At 72.0% G+C, this 18,413-nt stretch carries 17 protein-coding genes and 1 pseudogene; 12 read left to right on the top strand and 6 right to left on the bottom strand.

What is annotated here, in order from left to right:
* The first annotated feature begins 72 nt into the window (after positions 1-72).
* The 9 genes from AB0I83_RS22470 to AB0I83_RS22510 all read left to right on the top strand — a co-directional run bounded on the left by AB0I83_RS22470 (position 73) and on the right by AB0I83_RS22510 (position 10,406).
* Positions 73-1,011 carry a sugar ABC transporter permease gene (locus AB0I83_RS22470; protein ID WP_356536915.1) on the top strand — a complete coding sequence of 313 codons (939 nt, stop codon included), beginning with the start codon at positions 73-75 and terminating at the stop codon, positions 1,009-1,011.
* On the top strand, positions 1,008-1,925 hold the full coding sequence (locus AB0I83_RS22475; protein ID WP_356536917.1) for a carbohydrate ABC transporter permease: 918 nt from the start codon (positions 1,008-1,010) through the stop codon (positions 1,923-1,925). Before AB0I83_RS22470 ends, AB0I83_RS22475 begins: the two co-directional genes overlap by 4 nt.
* Positions 1,922-3,133 (top strand): Gfo/Idh/MocA family oxidoreductase, encoded by a 1,212-nt coding sequence (locus AB0I83_RS22480; RefSeq protein WP_363305872.1) that lies wholly within the window; start codon positions 1,922-1,924, stop codon positions 3,131-3,133. The genes AB0I83_RS22475 and AB0I83_RS22480 overlap by 4 nt, the downstream gene beginning before the upstream one ends.
* On the top strand, positions 3,130-3,957 hold the full coding sequence (locus AB0I83_RS22485; protein ID WP_356841321.1) for a PmoA family protein: 828 nt from the start codon (positions 3,130-3,132) through the stop codon (positions 3,955-3,957). The genes AB0I83_RS22480 and AB0I83_RS22485 overlap by 4 nt, the downstream gene beginning before the upstream one ends.
* Positions 3,954-5,540, top strand: coding sequence for a family 43 glycosylhydrolase (locus tag AB0I83_RS22490; RefSeq protein WP_356536922.1), 1,587 nt, complete (start codon positions 3,954-3,956; stop codon positions 5,538-5,540). Before AB0I83_RS22485 ends, AB0I83_RS22490 begins: the two co-directional genes overlap by 4 nt.
* Positions 5,537-6,871, top strand: a complete 1,335-nt coding sequence (locus AB0I83_RS22495; protein WP_356536924.1) for a sugar ABC transporter substrate-binding protein — start codon at positions 5,537-5,539, stop codon at positions 6,869-6,871. The genes AB0I83_RS22490 and AB0I83_RS22495 overlap by 4 nt, the downstream gene beginning before the upstream one ends.
* Positions 6,872-7,000: 129 nt before the next feature.
* Entirely contained in the window at positions 7,001-7,822 is an 822-nt protein-coding gene (locus AB0I83_RS22500; protein WP_356841324.1) for a rhamnogalacturonan acetylesterase, read from the top strand.
* A gap of 54 nt (positions 7,823-7,876) precedes the next feature.
* Complete coding sequence (locus AB0I83_RS22505) at positions 7,877-9,208, top strand: polysaccharide lyase family 1 protein (protein WP_363305873.1); 1,332 nt, start codon at positions 7,877-7,879, stop codon at positions 9,206-9,208.
* A gap of 94 nt (positions 9,209-9,302) precedes the next feature.
* A complete protein-coding gene (locus tag AB0I83_RS22510) occupies positions 9,303-10,406 on the top strand; it encodes a pectinesterase family protein (RefSeq protein WP_356841326.1) in 1,104 nt (367 codons plus the stop codon).
* A 95-nt stretch (positions 10,407-10,501) separates the two neighbouring features.
* Here the strand turns inward: AB0I83_RS22510 and AB0I83_RS22515 are convergent.
* The 6 genes and pseudogenes from AB0I83_RS22515 to AB0I83_RS22540 all read right to left on the bottom strand — a co-directional run.
* Positions 10,502-10,633 (bottom strand): annotated as a pseudogene (locus tag AB0I83_RS22515) (pectate lyase); the annotation flags it as partial.
* Positions 10,634-10,739: 106 nt separating this feature from the next.
* Entirely contained in the window at positions 10,740-11,456 is a 717-nt protein-coding gene (locus AB0I83_RS22520; RefSeq protein ID WP_363305874.1) for a hypothetical protein, read from the bottom strand.
* Positions 11,456-12,022, bottom strand: a complete 567-nt coding sequence (locus AB0I83_RS22525) for a SigE family RNA polymerase sigma factor (protein WP_356536933.1) — start codon at positions 12,020-12,022, stop codon at positions 11,456-11,458. The genes AB0I83_RS22520 and AB0I83_RS22525 overlap by 1 nt, the downstream gene beginning before the upstream one ends.
* A gap of 254 nt (positions 12,023-12,276) precedes the next feature.
* A complete protein-coding gene (locus tag AB0I83_RS22530; RefSeq protein ID WP_363305875.1) occupies positions 12,277-13,728 on the bottom strand; it encodes a penicillin-binding protein 2 in 1,452 nt (483 codons plus the stop codon).
* Positions 13,729-13,831: 103 nt separating this feature from the next.
* On the bottom strand, positions 13,832-14,305 hold the full coding sequence (locus AB0I83_RS22535; RefSeq protein ID WP_356536937.1) for a GNAT family N-acetyltransferase: 474 nt from the start codon (positions 14,303-14,305) through the stop codon (positions 13,832-13,834).
* 4 nt (positions 14,306-14,309) lie between these two features.
* Entirely contained in the window at positions 14,310-15,080 is a 771-nt protein-coding gene (locus AB0I83_RS22540) for an IclR family transcriptional regulator (RefSeq protein ID WP_356536938.1), read from the bottom strand.
* A 155-nt stretch (positions 15,081-15,235) separates the two neighbouring features.
* Between AB0I83_RS22540 and AB0I83_RS22545 the strand changes: the two genes are divergently transcribed.
* The 3 genes from AB0I83_RS22545 (at position 15,236) to AB0I83_RS22555 (ending at position 18,352) form a co-directional block, all read left to right on the top strand.
* Positions 15,236-16,756 (top strand): aldehyde dehydrogenase (NADP(+)), encoded by a 1,521-nt coding sequence (locus AB0I83_RS22545; RefSeq protein WP_363305876.1) that lies wholly within the window; start codon positions 15,236-15,238, stop codon positions 16,754-16,756.
* Positions 16,753-17,367 (top strand): DUF1349 domain-containing protein, encoded by a 615-nt coding sequence (locus AB0I83_RS22550; RefSeq protein WP_363305877.1) that lies wholly within the window; start codon positions 16,753-16,755, stop codon positions 17,365-17,367. The genes AB0I83_RS22545 and AB0I83_RS22550 overlap by 4 nt, the downstream gene beginning before the upstream one ends.
* A gap of 250 nt (positions 17,368-17,617) precedes the next feature.
* The gene (locus AB0I83_RS22555; protein ID WP_356538074.1) at positions 17,618-18,352 is read left to right on the top strand and encodes a DsbA family oxidoreductase; all 735 of its coding nucleotides are present in this window, start codon (positions 17,618-17,620) and stop codon (positions 18,350-18,352) included.
* Positions 18,353-18,413 lie beyond the last annotated feature (61 nt).

An 18,413-nucleotide genomic window follows, 5' to 3' on the forward strand; every position in this document is an offset into this window, starting at 1 on the left:
ATGCGGTAAGCGCTTGCGCGATGCACCGAAAGCACGGCACATCCAGCACTTCCCAGAGATCGGAGACGCGTCATGGCCCAATCCGCAGCCGTGGCCACACCGCCCCCCGAGGCGAAAGAGCCCAGGCGACGCTCGGCCAGCCCCCGCCGCCTGCCGTATCTGCTGATCGCGCCCGCGGGCCTGCTGATGCTCGGCTTCATCGCCTATCCGGTGATCAGCGTCTTCTACTACAGCCTGCAGAACTACAACGTCACCAAGCCGTGGCGGAACGGCTTCGCCGGCTTCGACAACTTCACCCGCATCTTCACGGAGGACGACCAGTTCTGGTCGACGCTCGGCTTCAGCGCCCAGTGGGTCCTCACCCAGGTCACCCTGCAGCTCGCGCTCGGCCTCGCGCTCGCCCTGATCGTCAACCAGACCTTCGTCGGCCGCGGCATATCCCGGGCCATGGTCTTCTCGCCCTGGGCCGTCTCCGGTGTGCTGACCAGCACCATCTGGATCCTGCTGTACAACTCCTCGACCGGCTTCAGCCGCTACCTCGCGGATGCCGGGATCGGCGAGTACGGCACCTCGGTGCTCTCCGACACCGGGACCGTCTTCTGGGCGGCCACCATCTCCGAACTCTGGCGCGGAGTGCCCTTCTTCGCCATCCTCATCCTCGCCGACCTGCAGTCCGTCTCCAAGGAGCTGTACGAGGCCGCGTCGGTCGACGGCGCGGGCCGGATGCGGCAGTTCTTCCACATCACGCTTCCCCACCTGCGCGACGCGATCATCCTCGCCACCCTGCTGCGCGGGGTCTGGGAGTTCAACAACGTCGACCTGCTCTACACCCTCACCGGCGGCGGACCGGCGGGCGAGACCACCACCCTGCCGCTCTACGTCGCCAACACGGGCATCGAGGGCCACGACTTCGGATACGCGTCCGCGCTGACCACCGTCGCCTTCGTGATCCTCCTCTTCTGCTCGATCGTCTATCTGCGCCTGAGCAAGTTCGGAGGCGACCACAAGTGACTGCCGCACTCGCAGAGAAGAACAGCACCCGCACACCGGGTCCTGCCACGGGGGGCGACACCCCGCCGCCCCCCTCGACCCGCCGGGCCAGGCGCGAGCGCGCCTTCGACGACGTACCGCGCTGGCAGATCTACCTGCCGCTCGGGATCTACCTGCTCTTCACGCTCATCCCGTTCTACTGGATGTTCCTCTTCGCCGTCCGGCCCGCCGGCTCCACCTCGCTGGTGCCCTGGCCGATGACCGGGGACCACTTCTCCAAGGTCTGGAACGAGCGGAGCTTCGCCCTCTTCTTCCAGAACAGCATGATCGTCGGCGTCGCCACACTGATCGCCACGACCCTGGTCGCGCTGGCCGGCGGATACGCCCTGGCCCGCTTCGACTTCAGGATCAAGGGCGCCTTCATGCTGGCGCTGCTCTGCTCGCAGTTCATCCCGGGCGCCCTGATGCTCGTGCCGCTCTTCGAGATCTTCAAGAACCTCCAGATGATCAACTCCCTCGGGAGCGTCGTCATCGCGGAGACCGTCTTCCAGCTGCCGCTGTCGATCATCCTGATCAGCGGATTCATCAAGAACGTGCCGGTCTCCCTCGAGGAGGCCGCCTGGGTGGACGGCTGCTCGCGCTTCAAGGCGTTCTGCGCCGTCGTCCTCCCGCTGCTGCGCCCCGGGCTGATCGCGGTCGGCTCGTTCGCCTTCGTCCACAGCTGGAACCACTTCCTGTTCGCCCTGATGTTCCTCAGCGAGCAGGACAAGCAGACGATCCCGGTCGGCCTCAACACCCTGATCGGCGCCGACAGCGTCGACCTGGGCGCACTGGCCGCGGGCGGTGTCATCGCCGCCGTGCCCGTGGTGATCGTCTTCGCCTTCATCCAGAAGTGGCTCATCACCGGCTTCAGCGCCGGCGCCGTGAAGGGATGACGGACATGACCTCGAAGCCGCACCCGACCGGGCCGTCGAGCACCGCCGCCCCGCTCCCCGTGGTCCTGGCCGGAGCCCGGGGCCACGGCCGCTGGCACCTCGCCAACATCCGCAGGCTCCAGCACCAGGGCCTGGTCAGACTGGTCGGCATCTGCGAACTGAACCCGCTGACCGACGGCGAACTCGAGTCCTTCGCCGACGAGATGCCCGAGCAGTCCGCCGACTTCGGGGCACTCCTGGACTCCACCGGCGCCGCCGCCGCCGTCGTCTGCACCCCCATCCCGACCCACACCGCGCTGGCCCTGACCGCCGCGGGCCGGGGCGTGCACCTCCTCCTGGAGAAGCCCCCCGCCGCGACCTGGGCCGACTACGCGCGCATGACCGAAGGCGTACGGGAGGCCGGGATCGCCTGCCAGGTCGGCTTCCAGTCCTTCGGCTCGCACGCCGTGACCGCGATCAAGGAACTCGTACGCTCCGGAGCGATCGGCGACGTCCGCGGCATCGGGGCGGCCGGCGCCTGGGTACGCGACGACGCCTACTTCCGGCGGGCCCCCTGGGCGGGGCGCCGCAGGATGGGCGGGACCGACGTGGTCGACGGCGTCCTCACCAACCCGCTCGCGCACGCCGTCGCCACGGCGCTCGAACTCGCCGGCCGGGGGACGGCCGAGGACGTCGCGTCCATCGAGACCGAGCTGTTCCGGGCCCACGACATCGAGTCCGACGACACCAGCTGCGTCCGCGTCACGACCGCCGACGGGCTGCCGGTCACGGTCGCGGTCACCCTCTGCGCCGAGGACGCCGGGGAGCCGTACGTGATCGTCCACGGCGACCGGGGCCGCGTCACCTTCTGGTACAAGCAGGACCGGGTCCTCGTCCAACGCGCCGGACACGGTCCCGAGGAGTCCGTCCACGGGCGGACCGACCTCCTGGAGAACCTGGTCGACCACCTGGTCCGGGACACCCCGCTGCTCGTACCGCCGGAGCGCACCGGCGCGTTCATGCGGGTCCTCGAAGCGGTACGCACCGCCCCCGAGCCCGCCGTACTGCCCGCCGGAGCCTGGCGCACCGAGCCCTCAGGGAAGGGCGACGGCGTCCGGCGCATCGTGCACGGCATCGACGGGACGGTCGCCGCGGCGGCCGACACCCTCACCCTCTTCTCCGAACTAGGCGCCTCCTGGGCGCGACCCAGCGAGGTGACCACCCCATGACGACCGCACTCCTCAGCTGTGCCGGACGCCCCGTCGGCCGCTACGGCTACGGGCCCGAGACGGACAGCCGCCCCTACCTCCACCCCGTCACCACCCTCGCCGGCATCCCCGTCACCGAGGAGCGCCCGGCCGACCACGTCCACCACCTGGGCGCCTCCGTCGCCGTGCCCGACGTCGCCGGGCACAACTTCTGGGGCGGGCGCACCTTCGTCCGCGGCCAGGGCCCCACCGAGCTCGACAACCACGGGGTGCAGCGCCACCTCGGCTGGAAGCTCCGCGACCCGGACGGCTTCGTGGAGGAGCTCAGCTGGGAGGCCGCCGGCACCGAACTGCTGCGCGAGCACCGCACGGTCGCGGTCGGCGAGCTCTCCGACACCGCCTGGGCACTGGACTTCTCCTTCTCGCTCACCAACCGCGGCGGCACGGACCTCTCCATCGGCAGCCCGGCGACCAACGGCCGCCCCGGAGCGGGATACGGCGGGTTCTTCTGGCGCGCGCCCAAGGAGGCGACACCGCCCGCCGTGTTCAGCGGAACCCTCGACGGCGAGGAGGCCGTGCACGGCCGGACCGCCGACTGGCTGGCCCTCGCCGGGGACGGCTGGACGCTCGTCTTCGCGGGCGCGACCGACGAGACCCGTCGCGACCCGTGGTTCGTACGGACCACCCAGTACCCGGGGGTCGGCTCCTCCCTCGCCGCCGACCGCCGCCTCCCCGTCGCCGCCGGAGCCACCGTCGTGCGCCGCGTCGTCACCGTCGTCGCCGACGGCCGCCTCGACAGGGACGCCGCGGCCGCCCACGCGCGCAGGGTGGCGACCACCGCATGAGCAGACCCTGGACCGCGGACCTCGGGGACGGCACCTACCGCAACCCCGTGCTGAACGCCGACTGGTCCGACCCCGACGTCGTACGCGTCGGCGACGACCACTACCTCACCGCGTCCAGCTTCGGCCGCGTCCCCGGCCTGCCCCTGCTCCACTCCCGCGACCTGGTCAACTGGAGCCTCGTCGGCCACGCCCTGGACCGGCTCGTACCCGACGCCGACTTCGCGGTGCCCCGCCACGACCGCGGGGTGTGGGCACCTTCGCTGCGCCACCACGCAGGACGCTTCTGGATCTTCTGGGGCGACCCCGACCACGGAATCCAGCAGGTCAACGCCGAGGACGTACGCGGCCCGTGGAGCACTCCGCACCTGGTCAAGGCGGGAAAGGGGCTGATCGACGCCTGCCCGCTGTGGGACGAGGAGACCGGCGAGGCCTATCTGGTGCACGCCTGGGCCAAGTCGCGGTCCGGCGTCAAGAACCGGCTCACCGGCCACCGGATGAGCCCCGACGGACGTGAACTCCTCGACGAGGGCACCACCCTGGTCGACGCCGACACCATCCCGGGCTGGTTCACCCTCGAAGGCCCCAAGCTCTACCGGCACGACGGGTACTTCTGGATCTTCGCGCCGGCCGGGGGAGTGGAGACCGGCTGGCAGGGCGCCTTCCGCTCCCGGGAGTTCACCGGCCCCTACGAGGAACGCGTGGTCCTCGCCCAGGGCGGCACCGAGGTCAACGGGCCGCACCAGGGAGGCTGGGTCAGGACCGCCGAGGGCGAGGACTGGTTCCTGCACTTCCAGGCCCGTGGAGCGTACGGCCGAGTGGTCCACCTCCAGCCGATGCGCTGGGAGGACGGCTGGCCGGTCATCGGCGACGAGGGTGAACCCGTCCTCGCACACCCCCGGCCCAAGGCCCCGGAACAGGCCGTCGAGGCACCCGCGTCCGGCGACGAGTTCCCCGGCGGGCGGTACGGCCGCCAGTGGCAGTGGACGGCCAACCCCCGCCCCGGCTGGACGGTCGGCCACGCCGGCGACGGGCTGCGCCTCAGCTGCGTACGCACCGCGTACGCCCATGACCTGCGCGCCCTGCCCAACGTCCTCGTCCAGCGGATGCCCGCCGAGGAGTTCACCGTCGAGACCGGCATCACCCTGGACACCGTCGAGCCGGGTGCCAAGGCCGGGCTCGCCGTGCTCGGGGACGCCTTCTCGTGGATCGGCCTGGAGGCAGGACCCGACGGGACGGCGCGGCTCGTCCACCGGTACGCCGAATCCGTCGCCGAGCACGAGCGGGACGCCGCGCACCCCCGTCCCGCGCCCGACGCGTCCGTCCGGGTCCGTGTCGAAGTCTCCCGAGGGGCGCGCTGCCGCTTCCACGCCGACACCGGCGACGGCGCGGGGTTCCGCCCGTCCGGCCAGGTCTTCGCCGCCGCACCCTGGCGCTGGGTCGGCGCCCTGCTGGGCCTCTTCGCCACGGCACCGGCCGGCACGGGGCCCTCCGGGACGGCCGGCTTCACCGCGTTCCGCACCGCACGACCCACCGACCTCCCCCCACGCCCGCGTACAGATTCCGAGAGAGAAGAGCCGATATGAACATCTCGACGACGTTCCGGGGGCGTACCGCGACCGCGGTGTCCCTCACGGCCGTGCTCGCCCTCGCGGCCACCGGCTGCGGCGACGACGGCAGCAGCTCAGGCACGGAGGGCAGCGGCAAGGGCGAGATCACCTTCTGGGACAACAACGGTGGTCCACGCACCGCCGTCTGGACCGAGATCATCAAGGACTTCGAGAAGAAGAACCCGGACATCAAGGTCAAGTACGTCCCGATCCCGATCGCCGACGTCCAGTCCAAGTACGACACGGCCATCGCCGGCGGCGGGCTGCCCGACGTGGGTGGCGTCGGCACCGCCTACCTGGCCAACATCGTGTCCCAGGAGGCCCTGGAGCCGATCAGCGACCGGCTGGAGAAGTCGCCGCTGAAGGGCAAGCTCGTCGAGAACATGGTGGAGAGCGTCAGGGACGCGGCCGGGCGCGGCGACGACATGTACACCGTCCCCACCTCCGCGAACAACGGTGCGCTCTGGTACCGCACCGACCTGTTCGAGCAGGCGGGCCTGGAGGCGCCCACCACCTGGCCCAGGTTCTACGAGGCCGCGGACAAGCTCACCGACGCGAAGAACAACAAGTTCGGCTACACCATCCGCGGCGGCGCGGGCTCCATCGCCCAGGCGCTGGACGCGGTCTACGGCCAGAGCGGGATCACGGACTTCTGGGACGGCGAGAAGACCACGCTCAACGACCCGAAGAACGTCGCCGCGCTCGAGAAGTACGCCGCGCTGTTCAAGAGGACGACGCCCTCCGCCGACGTCAACAACGACTTCACCAAGATGGTCGCGCAGTGGGACACCGGCACCATCGGCATGCTCAGCCACAACCTCGGCTCCTACCAGGACCACCTGAAGGCGCTGGGCGAGGACAAGTTCGCCGGGATACCCGCGCCCGTCGGGGACGGCGGCAAGCGCGTCCAGGTCTCCAACCCCGTCGACGGGCTCGGCCTGTTCCGCTCGGGCAAGAACAAGAACGCCGCGTGGAAGTTCATCGAGTTCGCGGCGTCGCACGAGTCGAACAGCAAGTGGAACGAGTCCGCCGGCGCCATCCCCGCCAACACCGAGGCCGCCAAGGACCCGTGGATCTCCGCGACCGAGCCGACCGAACTCGCCGCGAAGGCCCTCACCGACGGCTCCACCACGATCGTCAACCTGCCGTACTACCTGCCCGACTGGAACAACATCAGCAAGGCCGACAACGAGCCGGAGTTCCAGAAGCTGCTCCTCGGCAAGACCACGGCCAAGGCGTTCCTCGACAAGATGGCCGAGGAGCTGAACGCCGCCCAGAAGGAGTGGCAGGAGCTCGGCAACGGCTGAGCCGGCCGCACACCCGCCCGGCACCCAGGTGACCGGGGGACCGGCGGCGGGCCGGGTCGCGCCCCGCCGCCGGTCCCTCCTCACGCGCAGCAACCCTCAGGCTCGTCCCACGAGAGAGGCAGTTCCTCCGTGTCACTCACCCGCAGACGAACGGCGGCCGCGTTGCTCGCGCTGCCGCTCGCCCTCACCGCAACCCCCGCCCTGGCCCACGGCGGCGGCAGACCCCGGCCCCGCACCCTGCACATCGCGGGCGACTCGACGGCGGCCCTGAAGTACGCCGACGCGGCGCCCGAGACGGGATGGGGAATGGCCCTCCCGTTCTTCCTCGGCCGTTCCCTCGCCGTCGCCGACCACGCGATGAACGGGCGGAGTTCCAAGAGCTTCGTCGACGAGGGCCGGCTCACCGCCCTGCTGGAGGGTGTCCGCCCCGGTGACCTCGTCCTGATCCAGTTCGGGCACAACGACGAGAAGACCGAGGACCCCGCCCGCGGCACCGACCCGTACACCACCTACCAGGACTACCTGCGCCAGTACGTCGAAGGCGCCCGCGCCCGCCGGGCGGAGCCCGTGCTCATCACCCCCGTCGAGCGGCGCCGCTTCGCCGAGGACGGGACCGCGAAGGCGACCCACGGCGAGTACCCGGCGGCGATGCGTGCCCTGGCCGCCGAGGAGCACGTGCCCCTGCTCGACGTCCAGGCGCTCTCCCTCGCCCACTGGCAGCGGCTCGGCCCGGACGGGACGAAGCCGTACTTCAACTGGCTCGAGCCGGGCGAGTCGCCCAACTACCCGGACGGCAGGCAGGACAACACCCACTTCCGTCCCCGGGGCGCCGTCGAGGTGGCCAGGACGACCGCACGCGCCCTGCTGGACGGGCGCGTGCTCGCCCGGCGCGATCTGCGCCGCCTCGACGAGCCCGTACCCGAGGCGTGGATCACCTGGCCGCAGGCCTGATCCCCGCCTCCCCTTCCCCTCTCCACTCCCGCGTACGACAGTCAGGAATTCGCCATGCCCGCACGCATGAGACACGTCCGAGCCATCGCCGTGGTGATGGGCTCCGCCTCACTGGCCCTCGCCGTGGCCGTCCCCGCCCAGGCATCCCCTCCGCACCACGGCAGGGGGATCGAACGCTCGGTGCTCCCCGCGGGCGACGGCTGGGCCGCGGCCGACGGCTCCACCACGGGCGGCGCCGCGGCCACCCCCGACCACGTCTACACGGTGACCAACCGTGCCGAGCTCATCGCCGCGTTCGAGGACGCCGGGGACGCGCCGAAGATCGTCAGGATCGCCGGCACCGTCCACGGCAACTCCGACGCCGACGGCAACCCGATCGGCTGCGAGGCGTACCAGCGGGACGGCTACACCCTGGAGAAGTACCTCGCCGCCTACGACCCGGCCGTCTGGGGCACGGAGGAGGTCCCGGCGGGCCCGCTGGAGGACGCCCGTGCCGCCTCCGCGAAGCTCCAGGCCGCCGCGGTCAACGTGAACGTCCCGTCCAACACCACGCTCGTCGGAACCGGCAGGGACGCCACGATCATCGGCGCCAGCCTCCAGGTGAAGAACGTCTCGAACGTCATCGTCCGCAACGTCACCTTCGAGGACACCTACGACTGCTTCCCCCAGTGGGACCCCACCGACGGTGAGAAGGGCGCCTGGAACTCCGAGTACGACAACCTCGTCGTGTACGGCTCCAGCCACGTCTGGGTCGACCACAACACCTTCGGCGACGGAGACCGCCCCGACGCCGACCAGCCCTCCTACTTCGGGCAGGTGTTCCAGCAGCACGACGGCCTCTTCGACATCGTGCGCGGCGCCGACCTCGTCACCGTGTCGTGGAACGTCCTCAAGGACCACGACAAGACCATGCTCATCGGCAACAGCGACGGCGCCGGGGCGAGCGACCGGGGCAGGCTCCGCGTCACCCTGCACCACAACCTCTTCAAGGACGTGAAGGAGCGCGCGCCCCGCGTCCGCTTCGGCCAGGTCGACTCGTACAACAACCACTTCGTCGCGACGAAGGGCGCCGCATACGGCTACTCCTACGGCATCGGCGCGGAGTCGAAGCTCGTCGCGGAGCACAACGCCTTCACCGTGCCCGCCGGCTTCGACAAGGCGACCATCCTCAAGAAGTGGTCCGAGTCCTCCCTCACGGCGGAGGACAACTGGGTCAACGGGCGCAGGACCGACCTGATCGCCGTGCACAACGCGGGCGTGCCCGCCGAGCAGCTCACCGAGGGCGCCGGCTGGACGCCGGCGCTGCGTACCGAGGTCGACCACCCGCTCCTGGTCCCGCTGCTGGTGGGCCTCGGCGCGGGCGCCGGCAAGCCGTCCCTCCGCTGACCCCACCCCGGAACCGGCCGGAGCGGCACCGCACCCTTCCACCACCCCGGAAGGCGCCGCTCCGGCCCGCCCCCTCCTCGCAAGGAGTAACGCCATGCCCAGCAGACGCGGTGCCCTGTCCCTGCTCGCGGGTGCGGGCGCGGCCCTCGCACTCGGCACTCCCGCCGCCCACGCCAGGCCCGCCCGCCCCCGTCCCTTCGGCCGTCACGGTTCACCGTCCCGCCGCCTCGACCCGCTGACGCTCTACGTCGACCCGCACGGCCGGGGCGACCACACCGACGTGCGGTCCGCCGTCGCCGCCGCCTCCGGAACCGGACGCACCCTCGTCATCGCCCCCGGCGTCTACCGCGGCACGGTCACCGTCACCGCGGCACAGACGGACCTCACCCTGATCGGTGCGAGCGGCGACCCCCGTGACACGGTCGTCGTGTACGACAACGCCGCGGGCACGCCCAGACCTGACGGCTCCGGCACCTACGGCACCAGCGGCTCGGCCACCGTCACCGTCCAGGCGGCCGGCCTCACCGCCCGCGACCTGACCTTCGCCAACGACTGGCTGCGCTCCGACCACCCCGAGTACACCGGCACCCAGGCCGTCGCGATCAAGGTCCAGGGCGACCGGTCGGCGTTCTACGGCTGCCGTTTCCTCGGCCACCAGGACACCCTGTACGCCGACTCCCTCGCGCTGACCGCCTTCGCCCGGCAGTACTACCGCGACTGCTACGTGGAGGGCGACGTCGACTTCGTGTTCGGCCGCGCCACCGCCGTCTACGACCGCTGCCATTTCCGCACGCTCACCCGCACCGACCTGGCCGCCGCCCCGTACGGCTTCGTCTTCGCACCCAGCACCGCCGGGGCCAACCCCCACGGCTACCTGGTCCGGCGCTCGCGCGTCACCAGCACCGCCCCGGACGGGTACTACAAGCTGGCCCGCCCCTGGGTGCCCTCCTCCGACCTCACCGCGCACCCGATGCTGACCGTCCGCGAAAGCCACCTCGGCGCGGGGATCGACGCGGCGGCGCCGTACGGCACGATGTCCGCCGGCTTCCCCTGGCAGGACCAGCGTTTCGCCGAGTACCGCAACACCGGCCCCGGCGCACGCGTCGTCGTCCCCGGGAACCGCCCGCGGCTGACCGCCTCCGAGGCCCGCGCGCACACCCCCGCCGACTACCTCGGCGACTGGCGCCCCTACGCGTGAGAGCGCCCCCGCCGCTGACAGGGCGGGGGCGGCGCGACCGGTACGACGCGGGGGCGGGGCCACGACGGGTGCCCGCGCCCCCGCACCGCCGACGCCTAGTCGTAGCTGAGGTCCGACGCGGTGTAGCGGCAGTACGCGCCGTCCGGGCCGCTGCCCGTCTCGCTCGGCTCGGCACCGGTGTCGTTCCCGGTGTAGCGGACGCACGGCTTGACCTTCTTGCCGCTGTCGCGCTCATGGGTCGCCCGCCCGCGAAAGGGTTGCCGTGATCGTGCTCCGCCTTCCCGGACGCGCATCTCGCGCCCCGGTGTCCCTCGGGTCCGGTGCTCGCCGGCCTCAGTGCTCCCCGGTGAAGTGCCCGCCCACCGCGACCTGTTCGCCCGCCGTGTCGGTCCGCGCGGTGTAGTCGTCCCGGCCGGCGTCACGGGCGCCCTCCGCGTGGTTGTACTGCCCCGCGAAGGTGTGCGTACCGGCGGGGACGCTCCTGCCGCTCCGCAGCGTCCAGCGGTAGACGAGGAAGCCGTCCTCCTCGCGTTCCGACACCACGAAGTCCCCCTCCGGCAGCGAACGCCAGGAACCGGTGGTGTTCACCCCGCCGTTCAACGCGACGCGCAGTTCGACCGTCAGCGAGGACAGCGGCCCGGCGGCCTCGACCATCACATTGCTCTGCGCCCAGTACCGGTTGCTGTGCGGGTCCACCGAACCGTCCGACGACAGGGGCCCCTTCGCGGAGGGCAGCGCCCCGTCCTGGCCGGGGGACGGCGCCGCGGTCGCAGGACCGCGCGGAGCGGGATCGGCGGCGACCTGCCGTCCCTCTGGCGGCTCCTCGTGACCCGCCGAGGCGACCGCGAGGGCTCCGGCGGCCAGGACACCGCACACCGCCACGCCGGCGCCCGCGACGCGCAGCCACGGCACAGGGGCGCGCGTGGCGCGTGCGGGACGGGCCGTGGGCTCCTCGGCCATGCCTCGCTCGATCCTGGCCAGCATCCGTTCCCGGTCGGGGCGGTGCGCAGCGGCGGCCGCGCGAAGCCGCTCCCGCAGGTCCTCGTCCATCACTGCCTTCCTCCGGTGCGCCGGCCCGCGGCCGCCACCTGTACCTGCGCCGCCGGGGACTCGGGTCCGAGCAGCCGCTGGAGTTCCGCCACCCCGCGCGAGGTCTGGCTCTTCACCGTACCGACCGTGACCCCGAGGACCAGGGCGGTGTCGCGTTCCGACAGATCGAAGGCATGGCGCAGGACCACGCACGCGCGTTTGCGGAACGGCAGTCGGCGCAGGGCCCCTTGTACGTCGACGACGGCCGGCACGTCGGGTCCGTCCGCCGCGTGGCCGTCCCCGCGGGGCGCCCAGAAGAGCGCGATCCTCCGGCGCTCGCGCACCGCGCTGCGGATGCGTGTACGGGCCAGGTTGGCCACCACCCCGCGCGCGTAGGCCGCCGGGTGATCGGCGCCTCTGACCCGGTCCCAGCGGCGCCAGAGCGCCATCAGCGCGTCAGCGGCCAGATCGTCGGCGGCGTCGGCCTCGCCCGTCAACAGATGGGCGAGTCGGGCGAGTTCGGCGTAGTGCGCCTCGAAGAACGTATGGAACTCGGCGGCAGCAGCATCGTCCACGACCGTGCCCACGGGTACCTCTTCCCTGCACTGGAGCCTGGGTGCTCGCACGGGTTGTGTACGTTCCCCGCACCCGGCGCGGGGCGAGAGCGTACCGACGCGCACCCCGGAAGCGCTTCGACGAGGGTGCGTCTCCAGTAAGGCGTAACACGGCGAAAACCTGAACCCCCTGACCCCGAGGAACCACTCCGGGTTTCCACGGGTGCCGGGCTACGCGAGCCACCGGGTGCGCGGTCGCGGCAGCCCGGTCGCGGGTCTCCGCCTCCTCAGCGTCCCAGGGCCGCCTTCATCATCTTCTGCGCGACCGGCGCCGCCAGGCCGTTGCCGCTCACCTCGGAGCGGGCCGCTCCCGAGTCCTCGACGACCACCGCGACGGCCACCTGCTCACCGGTGGAGTCGTCCTGGGCGTACGAGGTGAACCAGGCGTACGGGGTGTTGCTGTTGTCCACGCCGTTCTGCGCGGTTCCCGTCTTGCCGCCCACCTCGGCGCCGTCGATCCTCGCGTTGGTTCCGGTGCCCTTCTCCACGACGGTGGCCATGGCGCTGCGCAGCTGCTCGGCCGTCGACTCCTTCACGACCCGCTCGGTGTCGCCGTCCGGGAACTCCTCCAGCGTCGAGCCGTCGGCGTCCGTCACCTTGGAGACCATGTGCGGCGAGGCCAGCTCGCCGCCGTTGGCGAGGGCCGCCGAGACCATGGCCATCTGCATCGGGGTCGCCGTCACCTCGAACTGCCCGATCCCGGTCAGCGCGGTCTGTGCCTCGTCCATGCCGGTCGGGTACACGCTCCGCGCCGCCCGCACCGGCACGTCCAGCTTCTCGGTGTCGAAGCCGAAGGCGTCCGCCATGGCCTTCACCCTGTCCTGGCCGAGGTCGGCCGCCGCCTTCGCGAAGACGGTGTTGCAGGAGTACTGGAGCGCCGTGCGCAGCGTGGCGTTCTCGCAGGGGGCGGAGGCACTCTCGTTCTTCAGGACCGTGGACGTGCCCGGCAGGGTGTACGGGTCGGGGCTGTCCGTCGGCTCGTCCACCGAGCCGTACAGGCCGTTCTCCAGCGCCGCCGCCGCGACCACCAGCTTGAACGTCGAGCCGGGCGCCAGGGGCTGCCGCAGCGCCCGGTTGACCAGGGGCTTGTCCTCGGCGTCCAGCAGCTTCTGCCAGGCGTCACCGTCCGACGTGCCGCTGATGTCGGAGGGGTCGTACGACGGCGAGGAGACCATCCCGAGGATCCGGCCGGTCTTCGGGTCCATCGCGACGGCCGCTCCCCGGTCGTCGCCCAGCGCGTCGGAGGCCGCCTTCTGCACGGCCGGGTCGATCGTGGTCAGCACGTCGCCCGGGGCCGTCTGCTTGCCGGTGACCAGATCGGCGGGATTCTTGAGCCGGTCGTCGGTCCCGTCGAGCACATGGCTGTAGATGCCCTCCAGCTGGGTCGCGCCGTAGGCCTGCGAGCTGTAGCCGGTGACCGGCGCGTACAGCGCACCCTTCGGGTAGGTGCGCTTGTAGCGGAGGTCGTCGCCGCTTGTCTCCTTCGAACCGGTGACCGGGGATCCGGCCACGATGATGTCGCCGAGCGGCTGCGCGTACTGCGCGATGGTGTTCCGCCGGTTGTGTTCGTCGTCTGCGAGCGCCCGGGCCTCGTACACCTGCACCCAGGTCGCCCGCACGAGCAGTGCGAGGACCATCAGCAGGCAGAAGACCGAGGCGCGCCTGATCGTCTTGTTCATCCCGCTGGAGGGACGAACGGGGCCGCCCCGGCCGTTCCCGTTCGTGTCCCTTCTCACCGCTTTCTCACGTTCCGGCCCGGCCCCCGGGACGGTGGAGGGGCCCTCAGGCGTCCAGCCGCAGGAGCACCTCGTCGGTCTCCTCGCCGCGCGCCTCGGCGTACCCCCGGTCCGTGCCGGTCACAGTGAACCCGCACCTGCGCAGCACCCTTACCGAGCCGGTGTTGTCGGCCGCCGCCCGCGCGTGGAGCGGACGGTCCGGTACGGCGTCGAGCAGCGCCCGCAGCGCGGCGGTCGCCAGGCCCTCGCCCCAGTGCGCCCTGTCCACCCAGTAGGTCACCTCGCGCTCGGCCGGTGCCCCGTACACCCCGACGGTGCCGACCACCACGCCGTCGGCGAGCACCGTCCGTATGGTCACCGTGTCCGAGGCGCGGATCCGCTGCCAGTGGGAGTCGAACATCGCCCGGTCCGAGGGGTCGGCGCTGGTGAAGGCGGCCATCCGGACCGCTTCCGGGTCGCTCATGAACGCGAAGAACAGCGGCAGGTCGGCGTCGCGCACCTCGCGCAGGGTGACGTCCACGTCCTCAGAGCCTGCGGGTCGCGAGGGTGAGCCGGTCGCGGGCGTCGAGCAGTGCGTCCTTGACCGTCTGCTCGTGCGCGGGCGTGAGCCTGGCCACCGGCACCGAGCAGCTGATCGCGTCGCGCGCGGGAGTGCGGTAGGGGATCGCGACGCCGAAGCAGCGCAGCCCCAGCGTGTTCTCCTCGCGGTCCACCGCGTACCCCTGCTCGCGGATGAGGTGGAGTTCCCCGATCAGCTTCTCGCGGTCGGTGAGGGTGTGCTCGGTCAGGGCCGGCAGGGTCTCCGGCAGCATCTTGCGCACCTGCTCGTCGCTGTGGGTGGCCAGCAGCGCCTTGCCGAGCGAGGTGGAGTGCGCGGGCAGCCGACGGCCGACCCTGGTGAAGGGGCGCAGGTAGTGCTGGGACTGCCGGGTGGCGAGGTACACCACGTTGGTCCCGTCCAGCCGGGCCAGGTGGATGGTCTCCGTGGTGTCGTCGGAGAGCCGGTCCAGGGTGGGGCGGGCCGCGGCGACGACCTCGTCGCCGTCGATGTACGACGTGCCCACGAGCAGGGCGCGTACGCCGATGCCGTACCGCGTGCCCGTCGCGTCCGTCTCGACCCAGCCGAGCTCGACCAGGGTGCGCAGCAGCATGTAGAGGCTGGACTTGGGATAGCCCACGGCCTCCTGGACGGCGGCCAGCGAGTGCATACCGGGGCGCCCCGCGAAGTATTCGAGGAGCTCCACCGTCCGAACAGCGGACTTGACCTGTGCCCCACCCGACTCGGCAACCGACATGCCTTATGCCCCTTCCAGCCTTCTTGTACGACCCTGCGACTTCTTGCCAATACCGAACACCCGGAAATAGAGTCCCTGTGTATTCACGATCAGGAACTCTGTTCAGAATACCGAACAACTTCTCATGTGTGGCAGTGGACCGGAAGGGAAACACGGTGGCAGCAGCACCAGTCTGGAGCGTCGACCCCCGCACGGGGAACCCGCGTGAGCAGGTCGCGGTGGAGGCTACAGCGGAGGAGGTCGACCGTGCCGTCCGGGCGGCGCACGCCGTGCGCGGCGCGCTGGCCGACCGCACCGTGCGCGCCGCCTTCCTGCGCACCGCCGCGGATCTGCTCACGGAGGCCAAGGAGCACGTCGTCGAGGCCGCCGACGCGGAGACCGCGCTCGGCCCGGCCCGGCTGACCGGCGAACTCGCGCGCACCGCAGCCCAGTTGCGCGCCTTCGCGGAGGTCGTCGAGGAAGGCGCCTTCCTCGACGTCCACATCGACCACGAGGACGGCAGCAGGACGCCCCCCTGGCCCGACCTGCGCCGCTACAAGATCCCCCTGGGCGTCGTCGCCGTCTACGCCGCCAGCAACTTCCCGCTCGCCTTCTCCGTCCCCGGCGGCGACACCGCGAGCGCGCTCGCCGCGGGCTGCCCGGTCGTCGTCAAGGCGCACCCGGACCACCCCGCCACCTCCGAGCTCTGCGCCTCGATCCTGCGCAGGGCCGCCGCACGGCACGACCTGCCCGAGGACGTCCTGACCTTGGTGCACGGCTTCGACGCCGGCGTCGAGCTGGTCAAGCACCCGCTCGTCTCCGCGGCCGGCTTCACCGGCTCGGTCCGCGGCGGCAGGGCGCTCTTCGACGCTGCCGCGGCCCGCCCCGCCCCGATCCCCTTCCACGGTGAGCTCGGCTCCCTCAACCCCGTCGTCGTCACCGAGGCCGCGGCGGCCGAGCGGGCGGAGCAGATCGGCGAGGGGCTCGGCGGCTCCATGACCATGGGCGCCGGGCAGTTCTGCACCAAGCCCGGCTTCGTGTTCGCCCCGTCCGGTGAGGCGGGCGACCAGCTGCTCAAGTCCCTCACCCGGACGGTCAGCGGCACCGCCGGCGGGATCATGCTCGACCACCGGATGCGGGACGCCTTCGTCCACGGAGTGGCCGAACGGGCCGCGCTCCCGGACGTGGAGGCCCCCGTCACCCCGGGTGCCGGCGGCGAACACACCGTCTCCCCGGGGTTCCTGACCGTACCGGCGCGGCGGCTGGCCGAGGAGGGCCCGCACGACGCGCTGCTGGAGGAGTGCTTCGGCCCGGTCACCGTCGTCGCGCGCTACGACTCCGCCGACGAGGTCACCGCCGTGCTCTCCCGCCTGCCCGGCAACCTCACGGCCACCCTCCAGATCGCCACGGAGCAGGCCGACGGAGACGCCGCCGGACTGCTGGCCGAGCTCACCCCGCTGGCCGGGCGCGTCCTCGTCAACGGCTGGCCGACCGGCGTCGCCGTCGCCCCCGCCCAGCACCACGGCGGCCCGTACCCGGCCACCACCTCGACCTCCACCTCGGTCGGCGCCACCGCGATCGAGCGCTGGCTGCGCCCGGTCAGCTACCAGACGACACCGGAGGCACTCCTGCCGCCCGAGCTGCGCGAGGACAACCCGCTCGGCCTGCCCCGCCGGGTGGACGGGCGGAGCGCATGACGGCGCCGAGCCTCCCCGAACTCCCCTTCGCCCTGGAGTCGTACGGGCCCGAGGGGGGATGGGCGTACGAGGACGGGGTGCTCACCGGATCCGCGGGCCCCGAGCAGGACCGGTTCGTCCCGCCCGGCGGCGACGCCCTGGAACCCGCGTCCGACGCGCCGCGCCTCCTCGGCGCGGTCCCGGAGGGCGACTTCCAGCTGATCGCCAGGGTGCGCGTCGGCTTCGCCTCGGCGTTCGACGCCGGCGTGCTCTACCTCCACGTGGGGGAGAGCGACTGGGCGAAGCTCTGCCTGGAGCTCTCCCCGGAACTCCCCACGGTCTGCACCGTGGTGACCCGGGGCCACTCCGACGACGTCAACTCCGCCGTCGTGGAGGGGGACACGCACTGGCTGCGGCTCAGCCGCATCGGCGGCGCCTTCGCCTTCCACGCCTCGGAGGACGGTGAACGCTGGACCTTCGTCCGTCTCTTCACCCTGGGGACGGAGCGGGAGCGCGCGTCGGCACGCGTCGGCTTCCTCGTCCAGTCGCCCACCGGCAAGGGCTGCGAAGCGGTCTTCGACCGCGTCGCCTTCCGCCCCACCGGCCCCGGCGGCCTGCGCGACGGCAGCTGACCGGCGGGAGGGACAGCACGCTCGGGGCCCGGAGTCCGAAGGGATTCCGGGCCCCTACCGCTGCTCGGCCACGTGACAGGCTCAGGGCCGAGGGCACCGAGCCGCGCGGGGAGCGCCGCCGGGCCCGGTCCGACGTGGGCCGGGCGTGGCCCCGTGGCGCTGCGGGGAATCAGCCGCCCCGGCCGAACGTTGCACGGGCGGCGGAGGTCCCCTCCGTACCCGTACAGCAGAGCTGGAGAGTAGAAGAGTCATGCGCGTCGAGATCTGGAGCGACATCGCCTGCCCCTGGTGCTACATAGGCAAGGCACGCTTCGAGAAGGGCCTGGCCGGGTTCGCACACCGGGGTGAGGTCGAGGTGGTCCACCGCTCCTTCGAGCTCGACCCCGGCCGCGCCAAGGGCGACACCGAGCTGGTGGTCGACATGCTGGCGCAGAAGTACGGGCGCACCCCCGAGGAGGCCCGTGGCATGGAAGCCAACGTGGCCGCGAACGCGCAGGCCGAGGGGCTCGGCTACCGTTCCGAGGGGCGTGACCACGGCAGCACCTTCGACATCCACCGGCTGCTGCACCTCGCCAAGGCGCGCGGGCGCCAGGACGAACTGCTGAGCCTCGCCTACCGGGCGAACTTCGCCGAGGAGCGTTCCGTCTTCGACGACGCGGTGCTGGTCGAACTCGGCGTCGAGGCCGGTCTCGACGCCGACGAGGTGCGCGCGGTGCTGGCCGACCCCGAGGCGTACGCGGACGACGTCCGGACCGACGAGCGCGAGGCGGCCGAGCTGGGTGCGAACGCGGTGCCGTTCTTCGTGTTCGACCGGCGCTACGGGATCTCCGGCGGACAGCCGTCCGAGGTCTTCGCCCAGGCGCTTGACCGGGCCTGGAAGGACCGTCCGGTCAGCGCGCTCACCACGCTCGGCGACGACGCCGCGGCCTGCGGCCCGGACGGGGCCTGCGAGGTCCCCCAGGGCGCGCCGGGGCAGCACGTGTGAGCACTCCCTGAGGGCACCCCCCTGACTCCCCGTGATTGACGGGGGAGACGAGGGGGCGCCA

The sequence above is a fragment of the Streptomyces sp. NPDC049970 genome (assembly GCF_040660235.1).
GTDB lineage: Bacteria > Actinomycetota > Actinomycetes > Streptomycetales > Streptomycetaceae > Streptomyces.

Coding starts and splice junctions, on each gene's coding strand:
- AB0I83_RS22480 (WP_363305872.1), top strand. CDS start 1,922: ATGACGGACATGACCTCGAAGCCGCACCCGACCGGGCCGTCGAGCACC.
- AB0I83_RS22520 (WP_363305874.1), bottom strand. CDS start 11,456: ATGGACGAGGACCTGCGGGAGCGGCTTCGCGCGGCCGCCGCTGCGCAC.
- AB0I83_RS22540 (WP_356536938.1), bottom strand. CDS start 15,080: ATGTCGGTTGCCGAGTCGGGTGGGGCACAGGTCAAGTCCGCTGTTCGG.
- AB0I83_RS22490 (WP_356536922.1), top strand. CDS start 3,954: ATGAGCAGACCCTGGACCGCGGACCTCGGGGACGGCACCTACCGCAAC.
- AB0I83_RS22510 (WP_356841326.1), top strand. CDS start 9,303: ATGCCCAGCAGACGCGGTGCCCTGTCCCTGCTCGCGGGTGCGGGCGCG.
- AB0I83_RS22485 (WP_356841321.1), top strand. CDS start 3,130: ATGACGACCGCACTCCTCAGCTGTGCCGGACGCCCCGTCGGCCGCTAC.
- AB0I83_RS22495 (WP_356536924.1), top strand. CDS start 5,537: ATGAACATCTCGACGACGTTCCGGGGGCGTACCGCGACCGCGGTGTCC.
- AB0I83_RS22530 (WP_363305875.1), bottom strand. CDS start 13,728: ATGAACAAGACGATCAGGCGCGCCTCGGTCTTCTGCCTGCTGATGGTC.
- AB0I83_RS22550 (WP_363305877.1), top strand. CDS start 16,753: ATGACGGCGCCGAGCCTCCCCGAACTCCCCTTCGCCCTGGAGTCGTAC.
- AB0I83_RS22470 (WP_356536915.1), top strand. CDS start 73: ATGGCCCAATCCGCAGCCGTGGCCACACCGCCCCCCGAGGCGAAAGAG.
- AB0I83_RS22505 (WP_363305873.1), top strand. CDS start 7,877: ATGCCCGCACGCATGAGACACGTCCGAGCCATCGCCGTGGTGATGGGC.
- AB0I83_RS22555 (WP_356538074.1), top strand. CDS start 17,618: ATGCGCGTCGAGATCTGGAGCGACATCGCCTGCCCCTGGTGCTACATA.